The 15669-nt window shown below is 63.5% G+C and carries 13 protein-coding genes; 10 read left to right on the top strand and 3 right to left on the bottom strand.

What is annotated here, in order from left to right:
* Positions 1-3: 3 nt before the first annotated feature.
* From AC3EML_RS05990 to AC3EML_RS05980, 3 genes are all read right to left on the bottom strand, one after another.
* On the bottom strand, positions 4-1782 hold the full coding sequence (locus AC3EML_RS05990) for a TRAP transporter large permease (protein WP_352557151.1): 1779 nt from the start codon (positions 1780-1782) through the stop codon (positions 4-6).
* Positions 1779-2384, bottom strand: a complete 606-nt coding sequence (locus tag AC3EML_RS05985) for a TRAP transporter small permease subunit (protein WP_352520580.1) — start codon at positions 2382-2384, stop codon at positions 1779-1781. Before AC3EML_RS05985 ends, AC3EML_RS05990 begins: the two co-directional genes overlap by 4 nt.
* 197 nt (positions 2385-2581) lie before the next feature.
* Positions 2582-3487 carry a branched-chain amino acid ABC transporter permease gene (locus AC3EML_RS05980; protein ID WP_352520581.1) on the bottom strand — a complete coding sequence of 302 codons (906 nt, stop codon included), beginning with the start codon at positions 3485-3487 and terminating at the stop codon, positions 2582-2584.
* Positions 3488-3576: 89 nt separating this feature from the next.
* Here AC3EML_RS05980 and AC3EML_RS05975 point away from each other — a divergent pair, with 89 nt between their 5' ends.
* The 10 genes from AC3EML_RS05975 to AC3EML_RS05930 all read left to right on the top strand — a co-directional run bounded on the left by AC3EML_RS05975 (position 3577) and on the right by AC3EML_RS05930 (position 15645).
* Complete coding sequence (locus AC3EML_RS05975; RefSeq protein ID WP_352520582.1) at positions 3577-4188, top strand: CGNR zinc finger domain-containing protein; 612 nt, start codon at positions 3577-3579, stop codon at positions 4186-4188.
* Entirely contained in the window at positions 4181-4711 is a 531-nt protein-coding gene (locus tag AC3EML_RS05970) for a hypothetical protein (RefSeq protein WP_023671345.1), read from the top strand. Before AC3EML_RS05975 ends, AC3EML_RS05970 begins: the two co-directional genes overlap by 8 nt.
* 221 nt (positions 4712-4932) lie before the next feature.
* Positions 4933-8403 (top strand): indolepyruvate ferredoxin oxidoreductase family protein, encoded by a 3471-nt coding sequence (locus AC3EML_RS05965; RefSeq protein WP_352520583.1) that lies wholly within the window; start codon positions 4933-4935, stop codon positions 8401-8403.
* Positions 8404-8545: 142 nt separating this feature from the next.
* Complete coding sequence (locus tag AC3EML_RS05960; protein ID WP_352500132.1) at positions 8546-10858, top strand: putative bifunctional diguanylate cyclase/phosphodiesterase; 2313 nt, start codon at positions 8546-8548, stop codon at positions 10856-10858.
* 167 nt (positions 10859-11025) lie between these two features.
* Positions 11026-11793, top strand: a complete 768-nt coding sequence (locus AC3EML_RS05955; protein ID WP_023671342.1) for an N-acyl amino acid synthase FeeM domain-containing protein — start codon at positions 11026-11028, stop codon at positions 11791-11793.
* Between the two features lie 104 nt (positions 11794-11897).
* On the top strand, positions 11898-12047 hold the full coding sequence (locus AC3EML_RS05950) for a DUF3096 domain-containing protein (RefSeq protein ID WP_023671341.1): 150 nt from the start codon (positions 11898-11900) through the stop codon (positions 12045-12047).
* Between the two features lie 164 nt (positions 12048-12211).
* Positions 12212-12436 carry an aa3-type cytochrome c oxidase subunit IV gene (locus AC3EML_RS05945; protein WP_023671340.1) on the top strand — a complete coding sequence of 75 codons (225 nt, stop codon included), beginning with the start codon at positions 12212-12214 and terminating at the stop codon, positions 12434-12436.
* Positions 12437-12538: 102 nt separating this feature from the next.
* Entirely contained in the window at positions 12539-13816 is a 1278-nt protein-coding gene (locus AC3EML_RS05940; protein ID WP_352500072.1) for a Re/Si-specific NAD(P)(+) transhydrogenase subunit alpha, read from the top strand.
* Entirely contained in the window at positions 13816-14241 is a 426-nt protein-coding gene (locus AC3EML_RS05935; protein ID WP_032885960.1) for a proton-translocating transhydrogenase family protein, read from the top strand. Before AC3EML_RS05940 ends, AC3EML_RS05935 begins: the two co-directional genes overlap by 1 nt.
* Positions 14242-14247: 6 nt before the next feature.
* Complete coding sequence (locus AC3EML_RS05930; protein ID WP_352520584.1) at positions 14248-15645, top strand: NAD(P)(+) transhydrogenase (Re/Si-specific) subunit beta; 1398 nt, start codon at positions 14248-14250, stop codon at positions 15643-15645.
* Positions 15646-15669: the final 24 nt, after the last annotated feature.

Below are 15669 nucleotides of genomic sequence, written 5' to 3'. Positions count from 1 at the left end.
ACATCAGTTGAAGTTCGGCGGCTGCGACAGGTCAGTCGCCGGCGCCGCCGGCTTGGCGGGCGGCGTCTCGCCGAAATTCGGCGGCTGCGAGAGATCGTTCGACGGTGGCGCCGCAGGTGATGGACCACCGTTGGCTGGTGGTGGTGTGCCGAGAGGCGCAAGGCCTGGCATATCAGGCAAGTTGATCTCGATCGTACCCGGATCGACGGCCGCACCCTTGTAGCGCATGACCATTTGCGGGAAGGCGATGGTCAGCCCGATCATGATCACCTGGATGCAGACGAAGGGCACGGCGCCCCAATAGATCTGGCCGGTGGTCACCGGCGCGATCTGCTTGCCGGTGAGGCGATCGAGATAGGGCACGCGCGCGGCGACTGAGCGCAGGTAGAACAGCGCAAAGCCGAAAGGCGGATGCATGAAGGAGGTCTGCATGTTGACGCCGAGCAGCACGCCGAACCAGATCAGGTCGATGCCGAGCTTATCGGCAGCCGGCGCCAAAAGCGGTACGATGATGAAGGCGAGCTCGAAGAAGTCGAGGAAGAAGGCGAGCACGAAGACCAGGATGTTGACGCCGATCAGGAAGCCGACTTCGCCGCCCGGCAGCGACGTCAACAAATGCTCGACCCAGACGTGGCCGTTGACGCCGTAGAAGGTCAGCGAGAACACCCGCGCGCCGATCAGGATGAACAGCACGAAGGAGGAAAGCCTCGTGGTCGACGCGAGCGCCTGTTTGATGACATCCAGCGACAACCGCCCCTTCATTGCCGCCATCGCCAGGGCGCCAACCGCGCCCATGGCGCCGCCCTCCGTCGGGGTGGCGATGCCGAGGAAGATGGTGCCCAGCACCAGGAAGATCAGCGCCAGAGGCGGGATCAAAACGATGATCACCTGCTGCGCCAACCTGGACATCATGTTGATGTTCAGGCCCTTGTCGGCGATCGCCACGATATAGATCAGGATCACCCCGATGCTGGCGCCAAGGATATCGGCATTGTCGCCATGCGCCGGCGCAAGGTAGCGATAGGCCGCATAGGAAGCCGCGACTGCCACCAGCAGTGCCGCGAGCAGCGACAGCACGCCGTGGCCAAGCGTGCGGGCCGCCAGCGGCAACGCCGGCATCGAGTTCGGCCGGACGATCGACATGATCAGGATGTAGAGCGTGTAAAGGCCGGTCAGCACCAGGCCGGGGATCAGCGCGCCGGCATACATGTCGCCGACCGAACGGCCGAGCTGGTCGGCCAGAACGATCAGCACCAGCGACGGCGGGATGATCTGGGCGAGTGTGCCGGATGCCGCGATGACGCCCGACGCCAGTCGTCGGTCATAGCCGTAGCGCAGCATGATCGGCAGCGAGATCAGGCCCATGGCGATGACCGAAGCCGCGACCACGCCAGTGGTCGCGGCAAGCAGCGCACCGACGAAGATCACCGCATAGGCAAGGCCGCCGCGAACCGGGCCGAACAGCTGGCCGATCGTGTCGAGCAGGTCCTCGGCCATGCCCGATCGTTCCAGCACGATGCCCATGAAGGTGAAGAACGGGATTGCCAAGAGCGTGTCGTTCGACATCACCCGGCTGCCGTAGAAATTGTCGGGCAGCGCATGCAGCAGCGGCCACGCCAAGTTGATCGAGCCGCCCGAATAGGGCGACAGCACGACGCCGATGAAGAAGAACATCAGGCCGTTTGCGGCGAGTGAAAAAGCGACGGGATAGCCGATCAGCAGGAAGACGATCAGCGAAGCGAACATGATCGGCGCCATGTTCTGGGCGATGAACTCGATCATGGGCGCGCCTCCTGGACGAGCGCCTTGGCTTCTTCGGCAAGGGCTTTCGCCTCGAGCTCGGCCTGTTCGTGCACCGAGATGAACGGATTGGGATCGTCCATGTCGCCGCGCATGATGGCGATCTTCTTGATGATCTCGGAGATGCCCTGCAGCGCCAGCAGAAAGAAGCCGACGAGCAGGATCGCCTTGGCCGGCCAGATGATCAGGCCGCCGGAATTGTTCGACATTTCGCCGCTGCGGAACGACAGCGACACGTAGGGTACAAAATAGATCACCATCAGCGTCACGAACGGCATCAGGAAGAAGACATGGCCGAGCAGGTCGATCCAGTGCTGCACGCGGCGCGACCACATGCCGTAGACGATGTCGATGCGGATATGGTCATTCTGCTTCAGCGTATAGGCGGCGGCCAGCATGAAGGCGGCGCCGAACAGGTACCACTGCAGTTCCAGCCAGGCATTCGACGAGACGTCGAAGACCTTGCGGATGATGGCATTGGCGGCGCTGACCAGGATTGCCAGCAGGATCAGCCACGATATCCACCGGCCGATGAACTCGTTCATACGGTCGATCGTTCTGGATAGAGCGAGCAGCCCTGCCATGCATTTCCTCCCTGAGGTCGAAGGCGCGCCGGCTCCCCTATTTTCCGTCGCGCCGCTGTGGCCCAACGGTATGCCGTGCGTGGTTCGGCGGGTCAACATGGCATGGGCGCGATCAACGCCGTCGTGACGGGAGGCAGGGGATAAGTGCCGACCGGCTGCTGCGTCATGCAACCAAAGTCTGACAGCGGATGCGGCGATCAGGCGATCTTCTGCTGGTCGCGGCCGGGACCGATCAGCACAAGTGCCGCGACTAGGAACAGATACATCCAGCCATCGCGCCATTCGATCGGGAAATAGCCGGCCCATAGCGATTCGGCCATGCCGAAGGCGGCCGCACCGAGCGCGGCCCGAGGCGGCGAGAGATAGCCGCCCACCGCCGTCACGAACAGGATTTTCAGCCCGTAAACGAGGCCCGAGCCGAAGCTGACATTGCCGTAGTAAAGGGCGGCCATGATTCCGGCCAGCGCGGCGCAGAAACCGCCAAACAACACCGCATGCCGGAACACTGCGCGCACGTCCACGCCGCACATGGCAGCCGCTTTGGGATCGTCGGAGACGGCCCGCCAGCGGCGGCCGAAGCCTGAGCTGGCGAACGCCCATGCGGCGAGCATGATTGCCACCAGAACCACCGCGCAATCGATGAGCTGGATCAGCGTCAGCGTCGCCTGGAAGCCGGCATCCTGAGCGAAGACAATGGGTTGCGCCAGCATAGGCGGCAGCCACCAGTCATGCGTGTCGGCGGCGATACGGCTTGCTTCCGACAGCACCAGCAGGATGCCGAGCGTCGTCACCACAATGGCATTGGGCGTGCGGTCGGCCAGCGGTTCGAAGACGCTGCGCGACAGCACGTGGCCGATCAGCGCGGCATAAAGGAAAGCCGTGACGACGCCGAGCACCACTGCCGCCAGCAAGGTCAGCCACAATACCTGATAGCCGAAGGCCACGGTCAGGATCATCGTCTGGCCGCAAAAGGCGAACAGCGCGCCATAGGCGAGATTGGTCCGGTGCAGGATGCCATTGGTCAGCACGTAGCCGAAGGCAAGCAGCGCATAGAGCGCGCCGGAATGCAGCCCGTTCAGCACCTGCTGGAAGAAATAGAGCATAGACAGCTTTCCGGGCGCCGGAGCCCGCGCCAAGGTTTGCATCGTAAAATCTAACTTGTCAAACGCGATTTATCGGTTAGATTTCTGATATGACAGTATCTTGGAGCCCACATCGCTTCACCGGCGGCATTCTTGCGCTCGATACGGCCAACACCGTGGTGTTGCGCAACGATCCGGAAAAGACCTTCGACCGTTTTGCCGATCCGGCCGAGATCGCGCGCTTCGCCAACGCCGCAACCGGCTTTCGCGGTGCCGAGCTTGGCGGCAGACCGCTGGAGGCGACGTCGCCGGACAGCATCGCTCCGGTGGTGCTGGCGATCCGCGAGACGACCGACTGCCTGTTTCGCGGCGCGGTGTCGAAAGGTGCGCTTGCCGCCGGCGACCTCTCCGCTTTTCTCAAGGCCTGCGCCAACGGCCTCGATCGGGGCCCGGCCGAAATCGGCGCCCCGGGCAGACCGTTCGGCGATCCGGCGACGCCGATCGCGTTCGAGGCGGCGCTGGCGGTTTCGGCCTTGTCGCTGCTGCGCGACGACGCGGTCGCCAGGCTCAGGATCTGTCCCAATTGCAGCTGGCTGTTTCTCGACAGGAGCCGCAATTCCAGCCGCCTTTGGTGCGATATGGCTGTGTGCGGCAACCGCCAGAAAGCAAGCCGTCACTATCGCCGCCGCCGCACGGCGGCCCATGAGGTCAACAATGCCTAGGGTTGTTTTTCGTTCGATCCTTGTCGGTGCAGCGCTTATCGCAGCCGTTGCGCTTGGCGCCTGCCGCGACACCGGCGGCGACGGCAAGCTGTTCGAGGTTTCCGGCAAGGTCGTCGTCTTCAACTACCGTCTCGCCCGGGCGACCTATGTCGTGACGCTGCGGCCCCTGCAGCCGATGGGCGAAGGCCAGGTTGCGGTCGCCAGCTTCCAGAATCCGGCTGGCGGTCCTCCCCTGGTGATCGAGCAGAAGGTCTGGCCGAAGCTCGACAAGGTCAGCCTGGAAAGCCCGGCGCTGACCTGTATCGTCAAGGACAAGCCCTATGCGATTTCGATCAGCATCAGGGGTCCTGACGGCACGTTCCTGCAGAAGATCGACACGACGCTGATGTCGAGCGAGGACCAGTCGATCCTTCCCGACCGGCCGCTGGTGGTCGACCAGCTCTATACGGCCAATCCCGATCTTGCCGGCCATCCCGACGGCAAGCTGCCGGGTGAGCCGAAGCCGGATTGCTCGAAAGGCTGACGCGTCTTTGCCCGGCGCGACTGCGTGGAAATTTCTGGTCGCCGGACAACCGCCGCGGACCGATTTCGTGCCGAATACGCGACGGCAGCGGATCGTTCGTTGCGCTTTGCCTGGCACTTTCGATTTCGTTTGACCTGCCTTGCAAGCGGAGAAAGACTGCGCCATCTCACTCCTACGTTGGCTGCGCGCCCCCGGTGCTGTCTCCGCAGAGGAAATGCCTGATGACGCTGCACGACGTCGCGCTCGACGACAAGTTCGATCTTGGCAAGGAGCGCATCTTCCTGTCCGGCGCACAGGCGGTCATCCGCATGCTTTTGATGCAACGCGAGCGCGACCGCCGGGCCGGCCTCAACACGGCCGGCTTCGTGTCCGGTTATCGCGGCTCGCCGCTCGGCGGCCTCGACATGCAGCTGTGGCGGGCGAAAAAGCAGCTGGCGCAGGCCGACATCGTCTTCCAGCCCGGCCTCAACGAGGAGCTTGCCGCCACCGCCTGCTGGGGCTCTCAGCAGACGGAATTAATGGGCGAAGGCAAGCATGACGGGGTGTTTTCGGTCTGGTACGGCAAGGGACCGGGCGTCGACCGCTCCGGCGACGTTTTCCGCCACGCCAACCTCGCGGGATCGTCGAAGTATGGCGGCGTGCTTGCGCTGATGGGCGACGACCATATGGCCGAATCATCGACCAATGCGCACGCCACCGAATTCCTGTTCGTCGACACCATGGTGCCGATCCTCAACCCGGCCGGCGTTCAGGAGATCATCGACTACGGCCTCTACGGCTTTGCCATGTCGCGCTTCGCCGGCACCTGGGCGGCTATCAAATGCGTCAAGGACAACATCGAATCCACGGCCTCCGTCGATGCCGCGCTCGAGCGCCTGAACATCGTCGTGCCGGAGTTCGATATGCCGCCCGGCGGCCTCAACATCCGCGATGAGATCGACATGCTCGGCCAGGAGGAGCGGCTGCATGAATACAAGCGCGCCGCTGCATCCGCCTTCATCCATGCCAACGGCCTGAACCGCATCGTCTATTCGGGCGGCCGCGCGCCGAAGCTCGGTATCATCACGCTCGGCAAGAGCTATCTCGATGTCCGCCAGGCGCTGGAAGACATCGGCATCGACGAGGCCGCCGCCGGCCGCATCGGCATCCGCCTGTTCAAGGTCGGTTGCCCATGGCCGCTCGACCTGCAGCATATCGCCGAATTCGCCCGCGGCCTCGACACCATCGTCGTCGTCGAGGAGAAGCGCTCGCTGATCGAGGTGCAACTGCGCGAAAACCTCTACGGCACCGCCACCCAGCCGATGATCGTCGGCAAGAAGGACGAGCGCGGCGACTGGCTGTTCCCGGCCAAGGGCGCGCTCGACCCCAACGAGATCGCCATTGCGCTGGGCGAGCGCATCCTGCGCACAATCGGCCCTTCGGAAGAGATCACTGCAAAGGTGGCAAAGCTGCGCCAGTTCCAGGCGATGCTTGCCGACACCAGCGATATCGGTTCGCGCACGCCGTTCTTCTGCTCCGGCTGCCCGCACAATTCCTCGACCAAGGTGCCGGACGGCTCGATCGCCGCCGCCGGTATCGGCTGCCATTTCATGGCGCTGTGGATGGACCGCAACACGGTCGGCTTCACCGCCATGGGCGGCGAGGGCGCACAATGGGTCGGCCAGGCGCCATTCTCCAAGCGCGGCCACATTTTCCAGAATCTCGGCGACGGGACCTACAATCACTCCGGCACGCTGGCGATCCGCTTCGCGCTGTCGACCGATGCCAACATCACCTACAAGATCCTCTACAACGACGCCGTCGCCATGACCGGCGGCCAGCCGCATGAGGGCGGCCTGACTGTCGACATGATCGCCAGGCAGGTGCGCGCCGAAGGCGTCGAGCGCATCGCCATCGTCACCGACGAGCCGGACAAATATGCGGGGAAGGCCGAATTCCCCTTCGGCGCCACCATCCACCACCGCGACGACCTCGACCTCGTTCAGCGCGAGCTGCGCGACGTCAAGGGCGTCTCGGTGCTGCTCTACGACCAGACCTGCGCCGCCGAAAAGCGCCGCCGCCGCAAGCGCGGCACCTTCCCGGATCCCGACAAGCGGGTCTTCATCAACGAACTGGTCTGCGAGGGCTGCGGCGATTGCGGGGTGCAATCGAACTGCGTCTCGATCCAGCCGGTCGAAACCGAGTTCGGCCGCAAGCGCAGAATAGACCAGTCGAGCTGCAACAAGGACTTCTCCTGCGTCAACGGCTTCTGCCCGTCCTTCGTCACCGTGCACGGCGCCAAGATCAGGAAGGCCGAAGGCATTGCCGGGCGCTCCGACCCGCTTGACGGCGTGCCGGTGCCAGCCGAATTCCCGCTCGGTAGCGAGGGTTGGGCGGCGATCATCGACGGCGTCGGCGGCACCGGCGTCGTCACCATAGGTGCTGTGCTCGGTATGGCCGCCCATCTCGAGGACAAGGGCTGCGGCATGATCGACATGGCCGGCCTCGCCCAGAAGGGCGGTTCGGTGTTCACTCATGTCCGCATCGCCCGCACGCCGGACGACATCCACGCGATCCGCGTTTCGGCCGGCAAGGCCGACCTGGTACTCGGCTGCGACCTTGTCGTGTCCGGCGCCAAGAAGGTGCTTGGCGCGGTGCACGAAGGCCATACCATCTTCCTTGCCAACACCGCCGAGATCATGCCTGGCGAGTTCGCCCGCTCGGCCGATTTCTCGCTGCCCATCGAGCGCCTGAAGAAGGCGATCCGCGCTGCCGCTGGCGACGACAAGACGCATTTCTTCGACGCGACGGGCACCGCCACCCAATTGTTCGGCAATTCGCTCGGCGCCAACATGTTCATGCTCGGCTTCGCCTTCCAGCATGGCGGGCTGCCGCTGTCGGCGCAAGCCGTTGAAAAAGCAATCGAATTGAACGGCGAGGCGGTGGCGATGAACATCGCCGCCTTCCGCTGGGGCCGGCGCGCCGCGCATCAGCCGGAGTTTGTGCGCGGCCTGGTCGCCCAGCCGGGCAAGGCCACTGAGATCGCCAAGACGCTGGACGATATCATCGCCCGCCGCGTCGCTTTCCTCTCTGCCTATCAGAATGCCGCCTATGGCAGGCGCTACGCCGAGAAGCTGGCGGTTTTGCGTGCTGCCGAGGCCAAGGCCGTGCCTGGCTCGACCGCGGTGACCGAGGCCGCCGCCAGAAACCTGTTCAAGCTGATGGCGATCAAGGACGAATATGAGGTGGCGCGGCTCTACACCGACGGCTCCTTCGCTATGGAGCTCTCAAAACAGTTCCAGAGCTACGAAAAGCTCGAATTTCATCTGGCGCCGCCGATCATGGGCAGGCGCGGCAATGACGGCAAGCCGAGGAAATCGAGCTTCGGCCCGTGGATGATGAAGGGATTTCGCCTGCTGGCGGCGCTGAAAGGCCTGCGCGGCACGGCCTTCGACGTGTTCGGCTACAGCACTGAGCGGCGCATGGAGCGGCAGCTTCTGGCCGGCTATGAGGCCGATCTGGAGCTTGTCGCCAAAGCACTTGCGCCAGGCAGGATCGAGGCCGCCATCGCCCTTGCCTCGGTGCCGGCGCTCATTCGCGGCTACGGCCATGTGAGGCAGGGCAGCGCCGAAAAGGCCGAGGGCGAGCGCACAAGGCTTGTCGAGCGGCTGGCCAACACGCCGGCGCGGCCTGAACTTCAGGCCGCCGAGTGATCGATACGCCTTGTTTACCTGAACACGAATTTTCGCGGTTTACGCCGGTGGAGCCGACTTGACGCCAAGCGTCGAAACGGCATCTCTAAACCTTTCTTAAGGCGAATGTGACATGACTGCGGTTCGTGCGACACCGCAGGCCATGCAAGAAAACAAAGCCGCAGAGATAGGTGAGGACGTCTATGCTGGGTTCGTGCGATCGTTGTTCAACGATCCCGGGATCCTGCTGATTGGCGCATTTTGCCATGGCCTCATCGGCATTCTGGTTTATTTTACCTCGGGGCATCCGGCCTATCTTGCATTGGCCGGGCTTATGCTTGGGGCGGGGCTTTACCGTTACTACGGCATCCGCAAAGGCCTGCGCATAGGCAGTTTCGAAACTTATGAACAAGCCAAGAAGTGGGAACGCTACTACCTGGTTGGCGGCACCATCCAGGCTTTCTTCATGGGGCTTTTCTGCTTCACCTCAATCTATCTCATTCCCGATGTCTTCGGGGAAAGCGCCGCCATCGCCGTCATAATGGGCTCGACGGTGACCATTGTCGGCCGCAATTACGGCTCCAAGACCATGGTTGCGGTGCAGGCCTTCACGGTCGTGCTGCCGATCGCGGTCGGGCTGATGCTCAAGGGACATCTCGGCGATTTCATCCTCGGCCTCTACATCGTGCCGTTCATCTTCATCATCACCCGGATGGCCAGCCACGTCCGCACCGTGCTGTTCAACGCCATTTCGGAGCGCAAGACGGCCGCCAGGCTCGCCGAGCGCTTCAACCGCGCGCTCAACACCATGTCGCATGGCCTGGTCATGCTCGGCCCCGACGGCAAGGTCGTGGTCGGCAATGCCGAAGCCGCGCATCTGATGTCGCTGCGCTCGCCTGACCAACTGCTCGGGCGGTCGATCCATTCGCTGCTCCTGCGCGGCGTCGCCGGAGGCATGCTGGCGCCGAAAGACTGTCGTTATGTCGAAGCGCAGCTGACGCGCGCCTTGCGCGAGGGCCGCGACCGCAAGGTGCTGGTCTCCTTCTCCAATGGCCAGCACTATGAGTTCTCGGCCCGCGAAGGCAATCAGGATCTCGGTGTCATCACCTTCGAGGACGTCACCGCCCGCGTCGAGGCTGAGGAAAAAATCCGCTTCATGGCGCGCTATGACAGCCTTACCGGCCTGCCGAACCGCGCGTATTTCCATGAGCTGGTCGGTGAAGCCATGGCGTCGGGCAGCCGCGACCGCCTGTGCGCCCTGGCGGTGCTCGATCTCGACGATTTCAAGAGCGTCAACGACACCCTCGGCCATCCGGTCGGCGACGGACTTATCTATGCCGTTGCCGAGCGGCTGGCGGCCGTCGCCGGGCAAGGCGTCAATGTCAGCCGTTTCGGCGGCGACGAGTTCATGATCTTCTTCGACCGCGTCGAGGATGAAAGCCATCTGACGGGCCTGCTCGACCAGATCTTTGCCGATCTGCAGGGCGAGGTCGACGTCGCAGGCCACGGTCTGCGCATCCAGGCAAGCGCGGGCGCCGTGCTGTCCAGGGTCGACGACACCGATGTCGACGCCATGATCGTCAAGGCCGATCTGGCGCTCTACAAGGCCAAGGAACTCGGCAAGAACAACTGGCGGCTGTTCGAGGCGGCGATGGATGCGGCGTTCCGCAACCGCCAGCTGATGAAGGCCGACCTGCGCACGGCGGTCGAAGGCAAGGCGCTGCGGGTGGTCTATCAGCCGATCGTGGCGATGAACACCATGCGCATCGCCAGCTGCGAGGCCCTGTGCCGCTGGGATCATCCCGATCTCGGGCCGGTTTCGCCCAGCATCTTCATTCCGCTGGCCGAAGAAATGGGCATCATCTCCGAGATCAGCACCTTCGTGCTCGCGGCTGCCTGCGCCGAATGCGCCAAATGGCCGGGCCAGACCAGCGTCTCGGTCAACCTTTCGGCCAAGGATTTCCGCAACCGCGACGTCGTCCAGAAGGTTCGCGACGCGCTTGCCACTTCGGGGCTCGCCGCTGGCCGCCTCGAGATCGAAGTCACCGAAACCGCGCTGCTCGACGACAAATCGCTGACGCGCCAGTATATCGAGGAACTGAAGCAGCTTGGCGTGCGCATTGCGCTCGACGATTTCGGCACCGGCTATTCAAGCCTGAGCTACCTCCACAAGCTGCCGCTCGACAAGATCAAGATCGACCGTTCGTTCCTGATGGACGTGACCCAGAACAAGCGTTCGCTCGACTTGTTGAAGGGCATCGTCGACCTGACTCGCGTGCTCGGGCTGACCGTCACCATCGAAGGTGTGGAAACCTTCGAACAGCTGAAGATCCTGGTGCATTCGGTCAAGCCGGACCTCGTCCAGGGCTTCCTGTTTGGCGCAGCACTCAGTGCCTCGGGCATTGAGACCATGTCCAACGTGACCTGGCCTTTCGCCGCCGAGCTGCGGCCGGCGGCAAAACTCGCCACGCCCTGACCCGTCATTAAATTGCGCTTGAAAAGCCCGTCTAAAAAGCGTTGTATTGTCTAGACGTTAACTGATTGTTAAGGTTAATGATCGGTAAACACAGACGATTAGAGTTTCATCTTCTTGTTCCTTCGGTCGTCCGGTATTGTTCTCCTGCGGCGGTACGAGGGGAAGTAATGGACACGCATCAGTCAGGTGTGCTTTCGGGTGCGGCAGTCAAATCTGGCCCGCCTTCCCTGTTCGCCCGCAACGTCCTCGACGTCCTCGAGCGTGTCGAATACCGGCGCTGCGAAAGCGGCGAGGATCTCGAAGCGGTCTACCGGCTGCGCTACAAGGCCTTTCATACACACGGCCTGCTTGACACCATTACCGAACAGAAGCTCGTCGATCACCTTGACGAAGTGCGCAATTGCTACTGTTTCGGCGTCTTCATGGATGGCGAGCTGGTCAGCACCGTCAGGCTCCACCATTTGACCCGTGAGACCCCCGAAGCGCCGATCATGACCGTTTTCGGCGACCGGCTGCTGCTGCGGCTGGCGCGCGGTGAAACCTTCATCGACCCGAGCCGGTTGGCGATCGATCCGCAAATGTCGTCGGCCAACCGCGCCCTGCCCTATGTCACGCTGCGGCTCGCGGTTATCGCCAACACCTTCTTCAACGCCACCAGCTGCATTTCGATGATCCGCGAGGAGCACACGGCCTTCTACCATCGCATCTTCGGATCGGTGCAGGTCGGCGAGCCGCGCCTCTACCCGCCCTTCACCATGCCGATCTTCTTCTATGAATCGATCTGCGAGCAGAACATGGCCCCGACGCTGGAGCGCTTTCCCTTCTTCCAGTCGACGGCGCTGGAGCGGCGTATGCTGTTTGCCAAGGCGCCGGCCGGCGAGCTCGCGCCGCTGACCATCCTGCCCACCGCCAAATATTTTCGCGAAGCAGCGTAATGTCGGCAAAGCCGGCGCACTTTAGCGCCCGGTGCGAGGAGCTTTCCGGCCGCTTCGGCGTTCTGGACGTCACGACCCCGATGCGGCCATAGAAAGGAACCGACATGCATATTCCCGAGCTAGCACTGACCCCGCTGATCTCGCTGATTGCCGGCGTGCTGATCCTGGTGATGCCGCGGCTGCTCAACTACATCGTCGCGCTCTATCTGATCGTCATTGGGCTGCTCGGGCTGTTTCCGCATTTAGCCGGTTGAAACGCAAAACCCTCAACGTTCGACGTTAGGCCGGCGACAAGCCCTACTGCCGGCTTTCAACATTCCTTTGAGGCTGTTGTCACTGGTCGTGCGGCAATAGCGCCATTGCTCTTGGCCCGGCTTTTCGCTATGTGCCTCAAAGATGTCTTCGAAGGGGTATTCCTATGGCTGATCACACGCCGACCGGTCCTGTCGAACTGGGCGCGAAGATGGACTATGCCGAACATGACCGCACCTATCATGGCTTTCTGGCGCTGGCCAAATACGGCTCGCTGTTCTGCGGCGCCCTGCTCCTGGCCATGGCTTTCGGCTTCTTCGCAGGCGGCTTCTTCTCCGCGACCATCCTGTTCGTGCTGATCCTCGCCCTCGGCGCCTTCATTCTCCGATAGTCTCTTCAGACCCTTGCCAGGGGGTGTAGCCGGACATCCGGCCGCACTCTTTCGCAAAGCCGCACTCTTGCGCAAACAGGTTCCAGCCGAAAGGATCATGCGGTGGGACAGACGGTTTTCATCCCTCGCGAGCTCGATGCCAGCGAGCCTCGTGTGGCGGCCTCGCCCGATACCGTGAAGCGGCTGGCGGCGCTGGGCTTCGACGTCACCGTCGAGACAGGCGCCGGCACCAGGTCGCGCATTCCAGATGAGGAGTTCGCCAAGGCGGGCGCCGCGATCGGCAAGGCTTCGGATGCGAGCCGGGCGGATGTGGTGCTGAAGGTGCGCCGGCCGATCGACGCCGAGCTGAAGGGCTACAAATCGGGTGCGGCGGTCATCGCCATCATGGATCCCTACGGCAATGACGCCGCGGTCGCGGCGCTTGCCGAGGCTGGGGTCACCGCCTTCTCGATGGAATTCATGCCGCGCATCACCCGCGCCCAGTCGATGGACGTGCTGTCGTCGCAGGCCAATCTCGCCGGCTACCAGGCCGTGATCGACGGCGCATCGGAGTATGACCGCGCGCTGCCGATGATGATGACGGCGGCCGGCACCGTGCCGGCGGCGAAGATCTTCATCATGGGCGTCGGCGTTGCCGGCCTGCAGGCGATCGCCACGGCGCGCCGTCTCGGCGCCGTCGTCACCGCCACCGACGTTCGTCCCGCCGCCAAGGAACAGGTGGCGTCGCTCGGCGCAAAGTTCCTCGCCGTCGAGGACGAGGAGTTCAAGGCGGCCGAGACCGCCGGCGGCTACGCCAAGGAAATGTCGAAGGAGTACCAGGCCAAGCAGGCAGCGCTCACCGCTGAGCACATCGCCAAGCAGGACATCGTCATCACCACGGCGCTGATCCCCGGCCGTCCGGCGCCGAAGCTGGTGTCGGCGGCGATGGTCGCCTCGATGAAGCCGGGCTCGGTGATCGTCGACCTCGCCGTCGAGCGCGGCGGCAATGTCGAAGGCGCAGTTGCAGGCCAGGTGGTGACCACGGCCAATGGCGTGAAAATCGTCGGCCACCTCAACGTGCCCGGCCGCGTCGCCGCATCGGCCTCGCTGCTCTACGCCAGGAACCTGTTCGCCTTCCTCGAGACGCTGGTCGACAAGACCAGCAAGACGCTCGCCATCAACCGCGAAGACGATCTGGTCAAGGCGACGATGCTGACCGACGCTGGCCGCGTGGTGCATCCGGCCTTCGCCAAGGCGGCGGAACAGCCCCATGTCGAACCGGCGGCCATTCCGGCGGAGACCATGGTGGCTGATGCCACGCCGAAGAAGGCTGCACCGAAAAAGGCGTCCGACAAAGCCACTGCCGGCAAGTCCGCCGCCAAGCCGAAGGGGATCGCGTGATGGATCAGACCTTGCAGAAAGCCCTCGATCAGCTCGACCAGGCAAGTGCCGCCGTCCGGCTGGCTGTGCAGAACCTGGCCAACGCGCCCGGTGGCGCCGATGCGGCGGGCGATGCCGCGCACGCACTGTCCGGCGGCGCCATCGATCCCTTCGTCTTCCGCTTCGCCATCTTCGTACTTGCGATATTCGTCGGATACTACGTCGTCTGGTCGGTGACGCCGGCGCTGCACACGCCGCTGATGGCGGTCACCAACGCCATCTCCTCGGTCATCGTCGTCGGCGCGCTGCTGGCCGTCGGCATCTCGGCCTCCGGCATTGCCACCGGCTTCGGCTTCGTCGCGCTGATGCTGGTCTCGGTCAACATCTTTGGCGGCTTCCTGGTCACCCAGCGCATGCTGGCCATGTACAAGAAGAAGGACCGGTAGAGAGCCATGAACGCCAACTTCGCGTCCTTCCTCTACCTGGTCTCCGGCGTCCTGTTCATCATGGCGCTGCGCGGCCTGTCGCATCCGACCACCAGCCGCCAAGGCAATCTCTACGGCATGATCGGCATGGGCATTGCCATTGCCACCACGCTGGCGCTGGCGACTCCGTCCGCCGGGCGCTTCGGCCTGATCGTGCTTGGTCTGGCCATCGGCGGCGGCGTCGGCGCCGTTACAGCGCGCCGCATCGCCATGACTTCGATGCCGCAGCTGGTCGCCGCCTTCCACTCGCTGGTCGGCCTTGCCGCCGTCATGGTAGCGGCAGCCGCCATCTACGCGCCGGAAAGTTTCGGCATCGGCACGAATGGCGACATCCACGCCCAGGCGTTGATCGAGATGAGCCTTGGCGTTGCCATCGGCGCCATCACCTTCACCGGCTCCGTCATCGCCTTCCTCAAGCTCGATGGCCGCATGTCGGGCAAGCCGATCATGATCGGCGGCCGTCACATCATCAACGCGGTCCTCGGCATCGCGCTGATCGTGCTGATCGTGCTTCTGGTCACCACCGAGGCCAAGCTGGTGTTCTGGCTGATCGTCGCGGCTTCGCTGGCGCTCGGCGTCCTCTTGATCATCCCGATCGGCGGCGCCGACATGCCGGTCGTCGTCTCGATGCTGAATTCCTATTCCGGCTGGGCCGCCGCGGCACTCGGCTTCACGCTTGGCAATCTGGCGTTGATCATCACCGGCGCGCTGGTCGGCTCGTCCGGCGCCATCCTGTCCTACATCATGTGCAAGGGCATGAACCGGTCGTTCATCTCGGTCATCCTCGGCGGCTTCGGCGGCGAGACCGTGGCGGTTGCCGATGACGGCATCGAACGCACGGTCAAGCAGGGCTCGGCCGACGACGCTGCCTATCTGATGATGAACGCACAGAAGGTCATCATCGTGCCGGGCTACGGCATGGCGGTCGCCCAGGCCCAGCACGCGCTGCGCGAAATGGCCGACAAGCTCAAGGCCAATGGCGTGGATGTCAAATACGCCATCCACCCCGTGGCCGGCCGCATGCCCGGCCACATGAACGTGCTGCTCGCCGAAGCCAATGTTCCCTATGACGAAGTGTTCGAACTGGAAGACATCAACTCCGAGTTCGCGCAGGCCGATGTCGCCTATGTCATCGGCGCCAATGACGTCACCAATCCGTCCGCCCGCGACGACAAGTCGTCGCCGATCTACGGTATGCCGATCCTCGACGTCGACAAGGCCCGCACCTGCCTGTTCGTCAAGCGCTCGCTCGGCTCGGGCTACGCCGGCATCGACAACACGCTGTTCTACAAGGACGGCACCATGATGCTGCTCGGCGACGCCAAGAAGATGACCGAGGAAATCGTCAAGGCCATGGATCACTGACCCCGCCGCAACCTTCCACTGGAA

The organism is Mesorhizobium sp. P170090 (assembly GCF_057786115.1).
This window is presented reverse-complemented; position numbering and strand designations above follow the sequence as displayed.

Bases quoted from the DNA above. Each gene is read 5' to 3' on its own strand.
- AC3EML_RS05945 (WP_023671340.1), top strand. From the start codon at position 12,212: ATGGCTGATCACACGCCGACCGGTCCTGTCGAACTGGGCGCGAAGATG.
- AC3EML_RS05930 (WP_352520584.1), top strand. From the start codon at position 14,248: ATGAACGCCAACTTCGCGTCCTTCCTCTACCTGGTCTCCGGCGTCCTG.
- AC3EML_RS05935 (WP_032885960.1), top strand. From the start codon at position 13,816: ATGGATCAGACCTTGCAGAAAGCCCTCGATCAGCTCGACCAGGCAAGT.
- AC3EML_RS05990 (WP_352557151.1), bottom strand. From the start codon at position 1,782: ATGATCGAGTTCATCGCCCAGAACATGGCGCCGATCATGTTCGCTTCG.
- AC3EML_RS05985 (WP_352520580.1), bottom strand. From the start codon at position 2,384: ATGGCAGGGCTGCTCGCTCTATCCAGAACGATCGACCGTATGAACGAG.
- AC3EML_RS05955 (WP_023671342.1), top strand. From the start codon at position 11,026: ATGGACACGCATCAGTCAGGTGTGCTTTCGGGTGCGGCAGTCAAATCT.
- AC3EML_RS05960 (WP_352500132.1), top strand. From the start codon at position 8,546: ATGCAAGAAAACAAAGCCGCAGAGATAGGTGAGGACGTCTATGCTGGG.
- AC3EML_RS05965 (WP_352520583.1), top strand. From the start codon at position 4,933: ATGACGCTGCACGACGTCGCGCTCGACGACAAGTTCGATCTTGGCAAG.
- AC3EML_RS05975 (WP_352520582.1), top strand. From the start codon at position 3,577: ATGACAGTATCTTGGAGCCCACATCGCTTCACCGGCGGCATTCTTGCG.
- AC3EML_RS05950 (WP_023671341.1), top strand. From the start codon at position 11,898: ATGCATATTCCCGAGCTAGCACTGACCCCGCTGATCTCGCTGATTGCC.
- AC3EML_RS05980 (WP_352520581.1), bottom strand. From the start codon at position 3,487: ATGCTCTATTTCTTCCAGCAGGTGCTGAACGGGCTGCATTCCGGCGCG.
- AC3EML_RS05970 (WP_023671345.1), top strand. From the start codon at position 4,181: ATGCCTAGGGTTGTTTTTCGTTCGATCCTTGTCGGTGCAGCGCTTATC.